The following is a 17482-nucleotide window of genomic DNA, read 5'->3' as shown; positions in this document are numbered from 1 at the left end:
GTTATGTGCGGAATAGTATGTGCCTTTGACCTAAAACAAAAAGCGGAAGTTTTAAGACCGCAAGTATTAGAAATGTCTAAAATTATCCGTCATCGTGGACCGGACTGGAGTGGAATTTTCAGTAATGAAAAAGCCATTTTGTCTCACGAACGTTTGGCAATTGTTGATCCTGCTTCAGGAAAGCAACCGTTGTTCAGTGAAGATAAACAACTTGTTTTAGCCGCAAATGGTGAGATCTATAACCACAGAGAGTTGCGTAAACAATTTGAAGGAAAATACAACTTCCAAACAGAAAGTGACTGCGAAGTAATTCTAGCACTTTACAAAGAAAAAGGACCTCATTTTATAGATGAAATGAACGGAATTTTTGGATTTGCTATTTATGATGTAGAAAAAGACGAATATTTTGTTGCTCGTGATCACATGGGAATTATTCCATTATACATTGGTTGGGATGAGCACGGAACTTTCTATGTGGCTTCAGAATTGAAAGCCTTAGAAGGCTATTGTACAAAAATACAATTGTTTCCTCCAGGACATTATATGACGAGTAAAGACGGGGAATTTGTACAATGGTATAAAAGAGAATGGACAGATTACGATGCCGTAAAAGACAACGTAACCAGCATTGACGAAATTAAAGTGGCTTTAGAAGCTGCGGTTCACAGACAATTGATGAGTGATGTGCCTTATGGTGTTTTGCTTTCTGGAGGATTAGATTCTTCGATTACTTCGGCTGTAGCCAAAAAATATGCGCAAAAACGTATTGAATCTGGAGATGTTGCTGATGCTTGGTATCCGCAATTGCATTCTTTCTCAGTAGGATTAGAAGGTTCTCCAGATTTAGCGGCAGCTCAAATTGTGGCAGATCATATTGGAACGATTCACCACGAAATTAAATTCACTATCCAAGAAGGTTTGGATGCGGTTAAAGATGTAATTTACAACTTGGAAACCTATGATGTGACTACGATTAGAGCATCAACACCTATGTGGTTAATGGCGAGAGTTATTAAATCTATGGGAATCAAAATGGTGTTGTCAGGTGAAGGAGCAGATGAACTTTTTGGAGGATATTTATACTTTCACAAAGCGCCGAACGCAAGAGAATTCCACGAAGAAAACGTACGTAAATTAGGTAAATTGCACATGTACGACTGTTTGCGTGCGAACAAAAGTTTAGCAGCATGGGGAATTGAAGGGCGTGTTCCATTTTTAGATAAAGAATTTATGGATGTGGCGATGCGCGTTAATCCACAAGATAAAATGATCAATGCAGAACATCCAATGGAAAAATGGGTAGTTCGTAAAGCTTTTGAAGAGATGTTGCCGCCAAGTGTTGCTTGGAGACAAAAAGAACAATTTAGTGATGGTGTAGGATACGGTTGGATTGATACTTTGAAAGAAGTGGTAGCGGTTGAAATTTCGGATGAGCAATTAGCAAATGCTAAATACAAGTTCCCTTTACAAACACCAACTTCAAAAGAGGAATATTATTACCGTTCTATTTTTCATGAGCATTTTCCAAGTGATGCAGCTGCTTTGTGTGTTCCGCAAGAAGCAAGCGTTGCCTGTAGTACAAAAATTGCATTGGAATGGGATGAGGCATTCAAGAACATGAATGACCCATCTGGAAGAGCAGTAGCTAGCGTGCATGATGATGCGTATGTAAAAGCATAAACACAATTAATTAAGATTTTACAAATAGACAAACGCTCTCCTTTTGGAGAGCGTTTTTTTATGGAAATAATCAGAATGGTCAAGTTAAGAATTCAAAAATTTCTTTTAATTCCGTTTGTTTAAAATAATTCGGTACAGTTTTTTTATATTAGCACAACTAAAATGTTTATTATGAGATCTATTACTTTATTTCTTGCTTTGTTTTTGTTGGTTTCCTGTGATCAAAAAGATAAAGTTACCGCTGATACCATTATTACAGATGCAACTATTTACTCGGTGAATAACTCTTTTTCTGAAGCTTCGGCTATGGCAATTGATAAGGGGAAAATTGTGGCTATTGGGACTAATAGCGAAATTTCAAAACAATATGAATCCAAAAATACAATAGATGCGAAAGGAAAATTTATTTACCCGGGCTTAATTGATGCGCACTGCCATTTTTATAGCTATGGTTTAAGCTTGCAGGAAGCTGATTTACGCGGTACCAAAAGTATGGACGAAATAATAACTCGTTTAAAGGCTTTTCAAAAAGATAAAAATCCAACGTTTATTGTAGGTAACGGATGGGATCAAAACGACTGGAAAGTCAAAAAGTATCCTACAAAAGCTGATTTAGACGCTGCATTTCCTGATATTCCTGTAGTTTTAAACAGAGTTGACGGTCATGCAATTATCGTGAATAGTAAGGCATTAAAATTAGCAAAAATCACTAAAGATACGAAAGCAGATGGCGGACAGATTGAAATTGCTAACGGAGAACCAACAGGAATTTTAGTAGATAATCCGATGGAATTAGTGTTTAAAATAATTCCCAAACCAACCCGTAAAATACAAATAGCCGCTTTATTGGATGCCGAAAAAGTGATGTTTGATTATGGATTGACAACCGTAAATGATGCAGGATTAGATCCGGACATTATTCATTTGATGGATAGTTTGCAAAAAGCAAAAGTGATGAAGCTTAATGTGTATGCAATGATTACGGCAAATCAGAAAAATATTGATTTATATCTAAAAAAAGGAATTTATAAAACGGATAATCTAAATGTACGATCCTTTAAAACGTACGGTGATGGCGCTTTGGGTTCTCGCGGTGCTTGCATGCACAAACCGTATTCCGACAAGCCAGGCCAATACGGCGCTTTGTTGGCACCAATTTCTGGATTAAAGGATGTAGCCAAACAAATTGCGGCTTCAAAGTTTCAGCTGAATACGCATGCTATTGGCGATTCGGCAAATACGGTGATTTTGAAAATTTACGGAGATGTTTTGGCTGGAACCAAAGATAGAAGATGGAAAATTGAGCACGCGCAAGTTTTGCGTGAACAAGATTTTGATTATTTCAAATTTGGAATTATTCCTTCAGTTCAACCTACGCATGCCACATCCGATATGTATTGGGCTGAAGACAGATTAGGGAAAGAAAGGCTGAAAAATGCCTATGCTTATAAAAAATTACTTCAAAAAGCGGGAATGGTAGCCCTTGGAACTGATTTTCCAGTGGAGGAAGTAAATCCGATGCTAACTTTTCATGCGGCTGTAGCCAGAAAAGACAGTAAGGAATATCCAAAAGGCGGTTTCCAAATGGAAAATGCATTAACCCGAGCTGAAACTTTAAGAGGAATGACTATTTGGGCTGCTTTTTCTAATTTCGAAGAAAAAGAAAAAGGAAGTCTTGAAGTGGGAAAATGGGCTGATTTTGTAATGTACGACCAAGATTTGATGAAAGTGGAAGAAAATAAAATAGTGAAAATGAAACCAATTAATACCTACTTGAAAGGTCAGAAAGTGAAATAACTGTAAGAATGTACTTCGTGAGTTATAGTTGTTACAGTGAGTTTAGGTTTATGGCAATTAAATTACATTTTTAATGTAAAACATGTTTTTTTGTTTGGAATAGTAACTAAATACACTAATTATGTTTTGTATTTGTAACTCCTATTGCATATTTGTCGAGTTAGAATTGGGAAAAAAATAAAAATACAGCGTTATGTGCGGAATATTAGCGATTATCGGAAGAGGAAAAGAGGAGCAATTGTTTGGAGAACTTTCAAAAAGAATGACTCATCGTGGTCCGGATGAGAGCGATTTGCATGTTACTGAAAAAGGGCATATTCTAAGTCATGAAAGGCTATCGATAATTGATTTGCATTCCGGAAAACAACCGATACAAGGCACCAAAACGGCTTATATGGTTCATAATGGCGAAATATACAATCATCAGGAATTAAGAGATGGTGTTTTGAAAGATCATACTTTTAGAACAAAATCAGATTCTGAAGTTATTGTGCATTTGTACGAAGAGTTTGGTTACGATTTTTGCAATATGCTGGACGGAGATTGGGCTTTTGTTGTTGTGGATGGTGATGATTTTATTGCTGGTAGAGACCCGATGGGAGTGAAGCCGTTGTATTATGGTTTGGACGAAAGGGGAAGAATCTATTTCTCCTCCGAAATGAAACCTATCGCAGATCAATGTAAAACATTTTCTACTTTTCCACCGGGGCATTATTACACTGCAAAAACAGGTTTTGTAAAATATTACAAACCGGAATATGAAGATTATTTAAAAGCCGACCAAGAATTAAATTTGGAGTTAATCAGAGAAACGTTGACCGAAGCGACTCGTAAACGTTTAATGAGCGATGTACCTATTGGAGTATTGCTTTCTGGAGGATTAGACTCTTCATTGACTTCAGCAATTGCTTGTCGTTTATTGGCAGAAAGTGGCAAGAAATTAAAATCATTTTCAATTGGTTTAAATGCTGATGCGCCAGATGCTGCGGCAGCCAGAAAAGTAGCGGAATATTTAGGGACAGAGCATCATGAAATTCACTTTACTGTCGAAGAAGGAATTAAAACTTTAGACAAACTAATCTGGCATTTAGAAACCTATGATGTGACTTCGGTACGAGCAAGTACACCAATGTATTTCTTGTCGAAAGCGATTACGGATTTGGGTGTAAAAGTAGTGCTTTCAGGCGAAGGAGCTGATGAAATTTTTGGTGGATATTTGTATTTTAGAAATGCGCCTTCGGCAGAGGATTTCCAAAAGGAAACCATCGAAAGAGTGCAGAAATTATTTACGGCTGATTTATTAAGAGCGGATAAATCAACGATGGCACATGGTTTAGAGACTAGAGTTCCGTTTTTGGATAAAGCGTTCTTAGATGTGTCAATTCGCATCAAAGCAGAAGAAAAAATGCCTAAAACGTATGATGGAAAAGAAAAATACATTCTAAGAAAAGCGTTTGATACTCCGGATAATCCCTATCTTCCAGAAGAAGTTTTATGGAGACAAAAAGAACAGTTTTCGGATGGAGTAGGATACAATTGGATCGATCAATTGATTGAATATTGTGCAACGCAAGTTACGGACGAGCAATTAGCCGGAGCTGCAGCCGAATTTCCTTATAACTCACCAACCACTAAAGAAGCCTACTTTTATAGGTCGATATTTAATAAATATTATCCGCAAATAAGTGCCGCGCAAACAGTTAGGAAATGGATTCCAAAATGGCAAGAAAACCTAGATCCAAGCGGAAGAGCCAATGCAGCTCACGTTCGGGCAGATATTGGAATTGCCAAAACAGGAGTTGTGGTTTGAAACAAAAATTTGAATTTTTTGTAAATGAAGAACGCTCTCAATTTTGAGAGCTTTTTTTTTGTAATTATATGAACAAATGTTAATAACTTAAGGGCTTAAAAAGGGATTTTAACGGTTATCTAATTTGCGTTTTTATATATTTGCGTGTTATACAAAAATTACATTTTTTACAATAAAATATATATGAGCGAAGAAATCAAGAAGGACAGTTATTCAGCAGATAGTATTCAGGCATTAGAAGGAATGGAGCACGTAAGAATGCGTCCTTCGATGTATATTGGAGATGTGGGTGTTCGAGGACTACATCATTTAGTGTATGAGGTTGTAGATAACTCTATCGATGAGGCAATGGGAGGCCATTGTGATACCATAATAGTTGATATTAATGAAGATGGATCCGTTTCGGTTGAGGATAATGGACGTGGTATTCCGGTAGGTATTCATAAAAAAGAAGGTGTTTCGGCATTGGAGGTTGTAATGACTAAAATTGGTGCCGGAGGAAAGTTTGATAAAGATTCCTATAAAGTTTCTGGAGGACTTCACGGTGTTGGGGTTTCTGTGGTAAATGCATTGTCAAACCATTTGAGAGCTATCGTTCACAGTAGTGATGGTAAAATATACGAACAAGAATACGAAAAAGGAAAAGCGTTATATCCGGTAAAACAAATTGGTGAAACGACAAAAAGAGGAACAATCGTTACTTTTTATCCGGATCCAAGCATATTTACGCAAACAATAGAGTATTCTTATGATACTTTATCCGCTCGTATGCGTGAATTGTCTTTTTTGAATAAAGGAATCACAATCACTTTTACAGATAAAAGAGAATTAGATAAAGACGGGAATTTTGTTTCGGAAGTATTTCATTCTGATGAAGGTTTAAAAGAATACATCCGTTACTTAGATGGAAACCGTGAGCCAATTATTGCACACGTAATTTCTATGGATCATGAAAAAGGAGAGATTCCGGTTGAGGTTGCTTTGATTTATAATACGAGTTACACGGAAAATATTTTTTCTTACGTAAACAATATCAATACACACGAAGGAGGAACACACTTGCAAGGGTTCAGAACCGGTCTTACAAGATCGTTAAAGAAATACGCAGATGCTTCGGGAATGTTGGATAAACTGAAATTTGATATTTCAGGAGATGATTTCCGTGAAGGATTGACCGCTATTATTTCGGTGAAAGTTCAGGAACCACAATTTGAAGGACAAACGAAAACCAAACTTGGTAACAGAGAAGTTGTTTCTCCGGTAAGTCAAGCGGTGAGCGAAATGATTGAAAACTATTTGGAAGAAAATCCAAATGATGCCCGTATCATTGTTCAAAAAGTAATTCTTGCAGCACAAGCGCGTCACGCAGCCAAAAAAGCGCGTGAAATGGTACAGCGCAAAACCGTAATGGGTGGCGGTGGATTGCCAGGAAAATTATCAGATTGTTCGGAACAAGATCCGGCAAAATGTGAAGTATATCTTGTCGAGGGAGATTCGGCAGGTGGAACTGCAAAACAAGGTCGTGATCGTGCGTTTCAAGCTATTTTGCCTTTACGTGGTAAGATTTTGAACGTAGAAAAAGCAATGCATCACAAAGTTTTTGAAAACGAAGAGATTCGAAACATATTTACTGCTCTTGGAGTTACAATAGGAACTGCAGAAGATAGTAAAGCCTTAAATATTGAAAAATTACGCTACCATAAAGTAATTATTATGTGTGATGCCGATGTCGACGGTAGTCACATTTCTACTTTAATCTTAACGTTCTTCTTCCGTTTTATGAAAGAATTAATCGAGGAAGGTCACGTGTATATTGCAGCACCACCTTTGTATTTAGTTAAAAAAGGAAATAAGAAAGAATACGCTTGGAATGACGTACAACGTGATCAAGCGAATGAAAGAATGGGCGGAAGCGCAGGAATTCAACGTTATAAAGGTCTTGGAGAGATGAACGCGGAGCAATTATGGGAAACTACAATGGATCCAAGTTTTAGAACGTTGCGTCAGGTAACTATTGACAGTTTGGCGGAAGCCGATAGAGTTTTCTCTATGTTAATGGGTGACGAAGTACCGCCAAGAAGAGAATTTATTGAGAAAAATGCAGTTTATGCAAATATTGACGCATAGTAAATGGACTATTAAATAATTAACCACAAAGATTAACAAATAACCGAATAAACTTTAAAATATGAAAGTTACCATTGTAGGAGCAGGAAATGTAGGAGCGACGTGTGCAGATGTGATTTCTTATAGAGGAATTGCCAGCGAAGTTGTGTTATTGGACATTAGAGAAGGTTTTGCTGAAGGTAAAGCATTAGATATTATGCAATGCGCTACTAATACAGGTTTTAATACCAAAGTATCAGGCGTTACCAATGATTATTCTAAAACAGCAGGAAGTGATGTAGTGGTGATTACATCAGGAATTCCAAGAAAACCAGGAATGACGCGTGAAGAATTAATAGGAATCAATGCAGGAATCGTGAAAACGGTTGCTGAAAATGTATTGAAACATTCACCGGATACTATTATAGTGGTGGTTTCTAATCCTATGGATACGATGACATATTTAGCATTGAAATCTACGGGATTGCCAAAAAACAGAATTATAGGTATGGGAGGGGCATTAGACAGCTCTCGTTTCAGAACGTATTTGTCTTTAGCTTTAGACAAACCCGCTAATGATATTTCAGCTATGGTTATCGGTGGGCATGGTGATACAACTATGATTCCTTTGACAAGACTGGCTTCTTATAACGGAATTCCAGTTTCTCAATTTTTATCGGAAGAAGAATTGCAAAAAGTAGCTGCAGATACTATGGTTGGTGGAGCTACACTTACAGGACTTCTTGGAACATCGGCTTGGTATGCTCCTGGAGCTTCCGTTGCTTTCTTAGTAGACAGTATTTTGAATGACCAAAAGAAAATGATTGCTTGTTCAGTTTTCGTTGAAGGAGAATATGGTCAGGATGATATCTGTATTGGTGTTCCATGTATTATCGGTAAAAATGGAGTAGAAGAAATTCTGGACATTAAACTAAATGATGCTGAAAAAGCACTATTTGCTAAAAGTGCAGATGCTGTCAGACAAATGAATGACGCTTTAAAATCGATTTTGGTATAAAAATTTACATATAAAAAGATAAGACTGCATCATTGCAGTCTTTTTCTTGAGATTAATCTATAAATAAATTGGTTAATCTTAACGTTAATTATATATTTGCTCGGTTTAAAAAAAATGAGGTAACTCGGTATATTCCTTTTTTGTTATAATAAATGAGTGTAAAGTGTTATTATATAGGGTTTAAAGCAAAAATAAATAAATAAAAATAATTAATTTTTAGTAATAATGCAGAATAAAGGACTTATTAAATTTTTCGCAATTCTATTTGCATTGGTAAGTATTTACCAACTTTCTTTCACTTTTGTCGCAAGTAAAGTAAAAAACGATGCAAAATCTTTTGCTAATGGAAATGCTGACAAAGAAGTAAAATATTTAGATTCTATTGGTAAAGAGAAAGTATTTAATCTTGGTTTTACCGATTTCACGTTCAATGAAGTTAGTGACAAACAAATCAATAAAGGTCTTGACTTAGAAGGTGGTATTAATGTTATACTTCAAATATCTGTAAAAGACATTTTAAAAGGATTATCTAATAATTCTAAAAACCCAGTCTTCAATAAGTCATTGGCTGATGCTTCTGCAGATTTACAAGGTAATAAATCATATTTAGACAAGTTTTTTGATGCTTTTGAAGCAAATTCAAAAGGAACTGTAAAATTAGCATCGCCTGATATTTTCGCAAACAGAAGTTTGCAAGGTGAAGGTGGAGTAGATTTTCAAATGACAGATGCGCAAGTAAAAAAGGTTATCTCTAGAAAAGTAGATGAGTCTGTAGAAAGTGCTTTTGGCGTTTTAAGAAAACGTATCGATCAATTTGGTGTAACTCAGCCTAACATTCAAAAACTAGGAAATTCAGGTCAAATTCTTGTGGAGCTTCCAGGGGCAAAAGATGTGGATCGTGCTAAAAAATTATTATCAAGTACAGCTCAATTACAGTTTTGGGAAACCTATAAAATTGAAGAAATTGGAAACTTTTTAATGGCTGCTAATGAGTCATTGAAAAAAACTGAAATTAAAACTACAGAGGTAAAACCAGTTGTAAAAGATTCATTGAGTGCTTTACTTACGGATGCTAAGGATTCGACATCCACTAAAAAAGGAGAAAATCCTTTGTTTGATAAAATTATTGGTCAGGGTGGAGGTCCAGTTTTGGGACTTTTCTCACCAAAAGATACTGCTGCAGTAAACGGGTATTTGAAAAGAGCCGATGTTAGAATTTTATTAGCTGGTGACCAACGTTATGCAAAGTTTGTATGGGGTAAGCCAATGATAATTAAAGATGCTAAAGCAAAAGATATTGATGCTGTAGAATTATACGCTTTAAAAGGTAATAGAGATAATGTTCCTGCAATGAGCGGTGGCGTGATTACTGATGCAAGTGATACATTTGATCAATCCGGTAAACCAGCTGTTTCCATGCAAATGAACGGTCAAGGTGCAAAAGCTTGGGAAGAATTAACAGGTAGAGCATACACTCAAAAAAGTAATATTGCCATTGTTCTTGATGATATAGTTTATTCAGCACCTGGTGTTTCTACAGGGCCAATTTCAGGTGGTAGATCTGAAATTTCAGGAGCTTTTGATGTTTCAGAAACTAAAGATTTAGCAAATGTTTTAAGAGCGGGTAAACTTCCTGCAGCTGCAGATATTGTTCAGTCAGAAGTGGTAGGTCCATCCTTAGGTCAAGAAGCAATTGAGAATGGTACTTACTCCGCTTTGATAGGATTACTTCTAGTATCGCTTTGGATGATGATATATTATGGTAAAGCGGGTTGGTATGCTAACGTTGCACTAGCAGTTAACTTATTATTCTTATTCGGAATTTTAGCAAGTATCGGAGCAGTTCTTACATTGCCAGGTATTGCCGGTATCGTTTTAACAATGGGAACAGCAGTTGATGCAAATATCATTATTTACGAAAGAGCGAAAGAAGAATTACGTGCGGGTAAAACACTAGAAGAAGCGGTTAAAACTTCTTACAGTTGGAGAGGTGCAATGTCATCTATTACAGATGCTAACGTAACGCATATTTTAACTGGAGCTGTATTGTTTATTTTTGGTTCAGGACCAATTAAAGGTTTTGCTACTACATTATTGATTGGTATTGTAACATCATTATTTACTTCAATCTTTATTGCTAGAATCTTCATTGATTGGAACATAAGCAAAAAGAATAATTTGACATTTGTTACAAATTTCTCTAAGAATATGTTTAATAACTTTCATTTTGATTTCTTAGGAATGAAAAAATGGACGTATTTATTCTCAAGCATAGTAGTTGTTATAAGTGTGATCTCTTTAGCAACAAACGGACTTGATGAAGGTGTTGACTTTGTTGGAGGAAGAACATTCCAAGTACGTTTTGAAAAACCAATTGAAACTGAAGCGGTAAAAGCAGAATTATCAAAAGTCTTTGACGGTAGCGCTGAGGTTAAAGTATTTGGTAGTACTGACCAATTAAAAATAACAACGAAATATAAAGTTGAAGAGCCAGGAATTAAAGCGGACGAAGAAGTGAATAAGTTGTTGTTTGGCGCTTTAAAACAACATTTTACTGCCGATATGACGTATGAAAAATTTGTAAATGCGTATGACGGTAAAAAATTAGGTGTTTTACAAGCCTCTAAAGTTGGTCCAACTGTAGCAGAAGATATTAAAACTAACGCATATTGGGCGGTACTTGGAGCGATGGCTATCGTATTTTTATACTTAATGATCAGTTACAGAAAATGGCAATACAGTTTAGGAGCTATTGCAGCTATTGCACACGATGTTATTTTTGTATTAGGAATTTACTCATTATGCTATAAATTCATGCCTTTTGGAATGGAAATCGATCAGCATTTTATCGCTGCGATTCTAACCGTAATTGGGTATTCTATGAACGATACTGTTATTGTATTTGACAGAGTTCGTGAATATTTAGCTGGTAAAACAAAAGGAACTTTTGCTGAGATTGTAAATCAATCTATTAATACAACCATGTCAAGAACTATCAATACATCATTAACGATGATTGTGGTTTTATTAATCATGTTTGTTTTTGGTGGAGAATCAATCAGAGGATTTATATTCGCTATGTTGGTAGGTATCATCGTAGGTACTTATTCTTCATTGTTTATTGCAACTCCAGTACTTGTGGATACAATCTCTAAAGAAGATAAAAACAAGGTAGAAAAAGCACACCAAGAAAGCTAAAAAAAGCTTTTATATAAATTTTAAAAAGAGATTCAATGAAAGTTGAATCTCTTTTTTTTGTCTGCAATCCAAAGTGAAATTTTTAATTCGTAATTTAACTGTTTGTTATAAATAGCTGATGAGTTTTAAATCTAAATGTATGTGTCAGAAAGCATTTCTTATTGCAATTATTATTTGTAGCTCAATTCCATTTTACGCGCAAGATGATGACAATAGAGTTGAATTTGGTTTTGCTTACGGATTAGGTAATGAATTTAAAAATAGAAATTATACATATACAAACCAGTATTTCAAGTTGCAATTATATTACAAAATAAAAGATGCAAAGAGCTTTAAATACGAATTTGTACTGCAGCCAGAGCTTAATTTAGCTACACACCAACTCTTAAATTTGTATTTTGTTAAACCTGATGAACTGAATTATATTGCAAAACGAGAACAATATACAAAGCTAAAGAGTGTGAAAGAATACGTTCTTAATATTGGCTTTATGGTAAGGAAACCAATATTTAAATCGGCTTCCATTTACGTTTTAGGAAGTGTCGGACCAATGATTACAGATACGGAAACGGAGCGCTTGTCCAAAGGTTTTGCCTTCGCAGATGTTTTAGCTTTAGGGTTTACTTTCAAATATAATAAAGTAATTTTTGATGTAAGACCAAATATTCGTCATGTTTCAAATGCAGGATTGCAAAATACTAATTCTGGTTACAATACTAAAAATATTGACTTTGGATTTTTATTTACCCTATAAAAAAAGCGTTAGCTACTTTGATGTAGCTAACGCTTTTTTTTGAAACGATTAATTATTTAATTCGTAAGTTCTTTTTGAGCTGTAAAGATGAAGTACAGTCCTATAAGTATAAACGGAATACTTAGCCATTGACCTGTTGAAAACAACCCTAAAGCGCTTTCGAAACCACCTTGACTTTCCTTAACGGATTCTACAATAAAACGTACTGTAAATAAAAGAACTAGGAACATTCCAAAAATAAATCCGGTATATTTTCTTTTTTCTGTTTTCCAATACATGAAAAATAAGATGGCAAAAACAAAAATATAACAAAATGCTTCGTATAATTGGGTAGGATGTCTCACGGGAACTTGTTCTAGCAAAGTCGCAAATTTAGGATCTGTTGCAATGGCGGAATACGCATCTTTAGGATTTGGAATTTGAGTAGCATTTACTGCGTCCATCGGACTAAAATGATCTTTAATAAATTTTATTCCAAAAGGAGAAGTTGTTTCATGACCAATAATTTCCGAATTGAAAAAGTTGCCTAATCTCACGAAAATAGCTCCGCTGGCTACAGGAATAACAACTCGGTCTAGGATCCACAATTGTGGTCTTTTCAACACGTTTTTACTATAAAAATACATGGCAATTATTATAGAAATCGCAGCGCCATGACTCGCTAGACCTTGATAACCTGTGAATTCAAAATTTGGACTGAATCTAAACGGTAAAATAATTTCTAATAAATGATTGCGGTAATATTCCCAATCGTAAAAGAAAACGTGTCCCAAACGTGCACCAATTAAGGTTGCCAACACAGTCCAGATAAACAATGAATCTAATTTTTCTATTGATTCACCTTCTCGTTCGAAGATGTTTTTCATGATATACCAGCCTAATCCAAAAGCAATTACAAACATTAAGCTGTAATATCGAATGATAAAAAAGCCTAAATCGATTCCTTCTGATGGATTCCAAACGATGTTTAAAGCGTGTGTCATTTAGTGTTAAATTTGTTTATTAGTCGTAAAAATAGAGTTTTAAAGTACATTTATACTAAAAAAAGTTAATGTTTGTGATTGCATGTTTTTTTTGGAACAGGATCATAGCCCGTTTTCCCCCAAGGATGACAACTCATAATACGTTTTACTCCCAAAAACCCTCCATAAAACAAACCGTGAATACGCAGGGCTTCAATCATATAAGATGAACACGTAGGCTCAAATCGGCAGGCGGAAGGTGTAAACGGAGAAATCGCAACTTGATAGAATCGAACTAATAGTACAAAAGGAAATATGAAGATTTTAGAAATCATATTTTACTAGTTTCTATTTGAAATTTTGCGCTGCTCATTAAAAACGGATTACTCAACACTTAAATGCTAAATGTTGTTCCTTCTTTGCCATCTTTCAACTGAATTCCTAGAGCAATCAGTTGGTCTCTAATTTGATCAGACAAGGCAAAATTCTTATTGTCTCTGGCCTGTTTTCTCATTTCGATAAGCATATTTACCGTTCCTTCTAATTTATCGTTATTGCTGTCCGAAACTTTTTCATCTTCCAATCCTAAAACATCAAAAACAAAATCATGCATCGCTTTTGCAAAATTGTTTAAGTCATCAGTATTCAAAGTCTCTTTACCATCCTTTAATAAATTGACAAAACGTACACCTTCAAACAACTGCGCAATTAAAATTGGCGTGTTAAAATCGTCATTCATCGCATCATAGCAGGATTGTTTCCACGCTGAAATATCAATCGTACTTTTTGTTTCAGCAGTGATTTCTTTTAAGGAGTTCATCGCTTCCATCAATCGTTTGTATCCTTTTTCGGCAGCAACAATGGCATCGTCAGAAAAATCTAAAATGCTTCTATAATGCGCCTGCAACATAAAAAATCGGGCTACCGATGCTGAGAAAGCTTTACTCAAAATGGTATTTTCTCCAGTCAATATTTCTTTTGGCAAAATATTATTTCCGGTAGATTTTGCCATTTTTTTACCGTTTAAAGTCAGCATATTGGCATGTAACCAATAATTAACTGGGGTTTGACCGGTACAAGCTTCGTTTTGTGCAATTTCGCACTCATGATGCGGGAATTTCAAATCCATTCCGCCACCGTGAATGTCAAAATGATTACCTAAATATTTAGTACTCATCGCTGTACATTCTAGGTGCCATCCTGGGAATCCATCGCTCCAAGGCGAGGGCCAACGCATGATATGTTGTGCTTCCGCTTTTTTCCAAAGTGCAAAATCTTGTGGATTTCTCTTGTCACTTTGTCCGTCAAGATCACGGGTATTGGTAAGCATATCCTCAATATTACGGCCGCTTAATCGTCCGTAATGATTGGTTTCATTAAATTTTACCACATCAAAATAAACAGATCCATTCGCTTCATAACCAATTCCTTTTTCAATAATAGTCTTTATAATTTCAATTTGCTCAATAATATGACCCGTTGCTGTTGGTTCAATACTTGGTGGCAAAAAGTTAAATTCATTCAAAATATCATGAAAATCTACGGTGTAACGCTGTACAACTTCCATTGGCTCCAGTTGCTCCAGACGTGCTTTTTTGGCAATTTTATCTTCGCCTTCATCCACATCATCCACAATATGACCCACATCAGTAATGTTTCGAACATAACGCACTTTGTAATCCAAATGTAAAAAATACCTGAAAATCACGTCAAAAGACATAAAAGTACGCACGTTTCCAAGATGCACATTACTGTAAACCGTTGGCCCACAAACATACATCCCAACATTTCCTTCGTGAATGGGTGTAAATATTTCTTTTTCTCCCGAAAGAGAATTGTATATTTTTAGATTTTGGCTACTATATAATGGCATTGTAGATTATTGTTTTCCCCACCCCAGCCCTCCCCAAAGGGAAGGGAGTTGAGACGTGAATGTGTTATTAATAATTGTTGTAATCTTGTTCAGGCCTTACCAGACTAGGCTCCCTTTCCTTTGGAGAGGGTCGGGGAGAGGACTAGAACTTTGTTTCTAATTTAATATAATCCAAAAACTCTCTGCGAGTTACACTATCTTTAAATTTTCCACCAAATTCGGATGTCACAGTGCTACTCTCAATATCACTGATTCCTCTTGAATTCACACAAAGGTGTTTGGCATCAATTACGCAAGCTACATCGTCTGTGCCCAAAGCTATTTGTAATTCCTGAACAATTTGCATCGTTAAACGCTCTTGTACCTGAGGTCTTTTGGCATAATATTCAACAATACGGTTCATTTTAGATAAGCCAATAACTGTTCCATTAGAAATATAAGCCACATGTGCTCTTCCTATAATGGGTAATAAATGATGTTCGCAGGTAGAATATACGATGATGTTTTTTTCAACTAACATTTCACCGTATTTATAATTATTGTCAAATGTAGAAGCTTTCGGTTTTTTTGCAGGATTTAAACCTCCAAAAATTTCCTTTACAAACATTTTTGCAACACGATTGGGTGTGCCTTTCAAACTATCATCAGTCAAGTCCATTCCAAGTGTAATTAGAATGCTCTCAACGTCTTTTTTTATTTTTTCAATTTTATCATCATCAGAAATGTCAAAAGCATCATCTCTTACTGGATTTTTTGCGGATAAACTAACATGATTATCTCCTATTTCGTCTTGAAATTCTTCGTTTTTTATCATTAAAAGCAACTATTATTGTTGGTATAAATATTTAAGCGGTAAAGATAAATAATAAAAATTTAAGAATTTCTATCGGTCTCACTATTTAAGACTACTTTATCGGTTCTATAAGGCTTTATCATTTCTTTTTTTGGAAGTAAAAAGAAAGGCAATAACGAGTTCGCTATTGCCTTTATATGTAGAAATCAATTTACAGGAGTGGTAAATCTAAAATTTCTTGTTTAATTATACTTTTGTAAGTGATGCGTTATAAACCGGAATCGCTGCTTTTAGGATTCTCACGGCACTTATTAAGTCGGCTTTCTTCAAAACATAAGCGATTCGAACCTGATTTAATCCCATTCCTGGAGTAGAGTAAAAGCCTGCTGCAGGTGCTACCATTACAGTTTCGCCATCTAAGTCATAGCTTTCTAAAAGCCATTGTGCAAACGCATCAGCGTTGTCCACCGGCAGTTGAGCGATACAATAAAAAGCACCTTTTGGTTTGCTTACTATAACACCATCAATTTTATTTAATTCTTCAATCAAGGTGTCTCTACGTTCTCTGTATTCTGAAATTACTTCGTCAAAATAACTTTGAGGAGTGTCCAGTGCGGCCTCGCTTGCTATTTGTTCAATGGTTGGTGGGCTTAATCTTGCTTGCGCAAATTTCATCGCAGTAGCCATCACTTCCTTATTTTTAGAAACTATACATCCTATTCTGGCACCACACATGCTGTATCTTTTTGAAACAGAATCAATCATGATAGCGTGTTCTTCAAGTCCGGGAACATTCATCACAGAGTAATGTACATCTCCATCATAAGTGAATTCGCGGTATACTTCATCAGAGATTAAAAACAAATCATGTTTTTTGACTAACGCAGCCAGTTTCATAATTTCTTCTTTTGAATATAAATATCCAGTTGGATTTCCGGGATTACAAATCAGTATTGCTTTTGTTTTTGGAGTAATCAGTTTTTCAAAATCTTCTACTGCAGGAAGAGCAAAACCAGTTTCAATTGTTGAAATTACAGGAACTACGGTAACACCTGAAGCCGTTGAAAATCCATTGTAATTTGCATAAAAAGGTTCCGGAATAATAATTTCATCACCCTGATCCATCGTACTTCCCATGGCAAACATAAGCGCTTCTGAACCGCCGGTGGTAATGATAATATCCTCTATATTTACTGAGATGTGTTGATTGATATAATAAGCCGATAATTTTTTTCTGTAACTTTCATTTCCGGCAGAATGACTGTATTCTAATATAGTTAAATCAATATTTTTAACGGCATTCATCGCAACTTCGGGAGTTTTTATATCCGGTTGCCCAATGTTTAAATGGTATACTTTATTTCCTTTTTTCTTAGCAATTTCTGAGTAGGGAACCAATTTTCGAATTGGTGATTCTGGCATTTGTCTGCCTTTGTTTGATATTGTTGGCATAGTCTTAAATTATTGAATTGCAAATTTGCAATTTTTTTT

Annotated in this window: 12 protein-coding genes; 7 read left to right on the top strand and 5 right to left on the bottom strand. The window is 35.5% G+C overall.

The window, feature by feature from the left end; translation table 11 throughout:
• The first annotated feature begins 3 nt into the window (after positions 1 to 3).
• The 7 genes from asnB (G7A72_RS05475) (at position 4) to G7A72_RS05445 (ending at position 12363) form a co-directional block, all read left to right on the top strand.
• Complete coding sequence (gene asnB / locus G7A72_RS05475; protein WP_165151742.1) at positions 4 to 1680, top strand: asparagine synthase B; 1677 nt, start codon at positions 4 to 6, stop codon at positions 1678 to 1680.
• A gap of 171 nt (positions 1681 to 1851) precedes the next feature.
• Positions 1852 to 3477 (top strand): amidohydrolase, encoded by a 1626-nt coding sequence (locus G7A72_RS05470; RefSeq protein ID WP_165151741.1) that lies wholly within the window; start codon positions 1852 to 1854, stop codon positions 3475 to 3477.
• 193 nt (positions 3478 to 3670) lie between these two features.
• Positions 3671 to 5287: an asparagine synthase B gene (gene asnB, locus G7A72_RS05465; RefSeq protein ID WP_165151740.1), complete on the top strand. Its 1617-nt coding sequence runs from the start codon at positions 3671 to 3673 to the stop codon at positions 5285 to 5287.
• Between the two features lie 183 nt (positions 5288 to 5470).
• Positions 5471 to 7414: a DNA topoisomerase (ATP-hydrolyzing) subunit B gene (gene gyrB / locus G7A72_RS05460; protein ID WP_165151739.1), complete on the top strand. Its 1944-nt coding sequence runs from the start codon at positions 5471 to 5473 to the stop codon at positions 7412 to 7414.
• A gap of 61 nt (positions 7415 to 7475) precedes the next feature.
• On the top strand, positions 7476 to 8411 hold the full coding sequence (gene mdh / locus G7A72_RS05455) for a malate dehydrogenase (protein ID WP_113665345.1): 936 nt from the start codon (positions 7476 to 7478) through the stop codon (positions 8409 to 8411).
• A gap of 225 nt (positions 8412 to 8636) precedes the next feature.
• Positions 8637 to 11609 carry a protein translocase subunit SecDF gene (secDF, locus tag G7A72_RS05450; RefSeq protein WP_165151738.1) on the top strand — a complete coding sequence of 991 codons (2973 nt, stop codon included), beginning with the start codon at positions 8637 to 8639 and terminating at the stop codon, positions 11607 to 11609.
• Between the two features lie 139 nt (positions 11610 to 11748).
• Complete coding sequence (locus G7A72_RS05445) at positions 11749 to 12363, top strand: acyloxyacyl hydrolase (RefSeq protein ID WP_165151737.1); 615 nt, start codon at positions 11749 to 11751, stop codon at positions 12361 to 12363.
• A 56-nt stretch (positions 12364 to 12419) separates the two neighbouring features.
• Here the strand turns inward: G7A72_RS05445 and lgt are convergent, their stop codons facing one another.
• The 5 genes from lgt to G7A72_RS05420 form a co-directional block, all read right to left on the bottom strand.
• A complete protein-coding gene (gene lgt, locus G7A72_RS05440) occupies positions 12420 to 13346 on the bottom strand; it encodes a prolipoprotein diacylglyceryl transferase (RefSeq protein ID WP_165151736.1) in 927 nt (308 codons plus the stop codon).
• A 65-nt stretch (positions 13347 to 13411) separates the two neighbouring features.
• Positions 13412 to 13660 carry a membrane protein insertion efficiency factor YidD gene (gene yidD, locus G7A72_RS05435; RefSeq protein WP_165151735.1) on the bottom strand — a complete coding sequence of 83 codons (249 nt, stop codon included), beginning with the start codon at positions 13658 to 13660 and terminating at the stop codon, positions 13412 to 13414.
• A gap of 59 nt (positions 13661 to 13719) precedes the next feature.
• Positions 13720 to 15198, bottom strand: coding sequence for a cysteine--tRNA ligase (cysS, locus tag G7A72_RS05430; protein WP_165151734.1), 1479 nt, complete (start codon positions 15196 to 15198; stop codon positions 13720 to 13722).
• 142 nt (positions 15199 to 15340) lie between these two features.
• A complete protein-coding gene (folE, locus tag G7A72_RS05425; protein ID WP_113665351.1) occupies positions 15341 to 16012 on the bottom strand; it encodes a GTP cyclohydrolase I FolE in 672 nt (223 codons plus the stop codon).
• Positions 16013 to 16237: 225 nt separating this feature from the next.
• The gene (locus tag G7A72_RS05420) at positions 16238 to 17443 is read right to left on the bottom strand and encodes a pyridoxal phosphate-dependent aminotransferase (protein WP_165151733.1); all 1206 of its coding nucleotides are present in this window, start codon (positions 17441 to 17443) and stop codon (positions 16238 to 16240) included.
• Positions 17444 to 17482: the final 39 nt, after the last annotated feature.

The sequence above is a fragment of the Flavobacterium sp. Sr18 genome (assembly GCF_011064265.1).
Lineage (GTDB): Bacteria > Bacteroidota > Bacteroidia > Flavobacteriales > Flavobacteriaceae > Flavobacterium > Flavobacterium petrolei.
The sequence above is the reverse complement of the archived record's forward strand: the minus strand, read 5'-3'. Positions and strand labels throughout refer to the sequence as shown.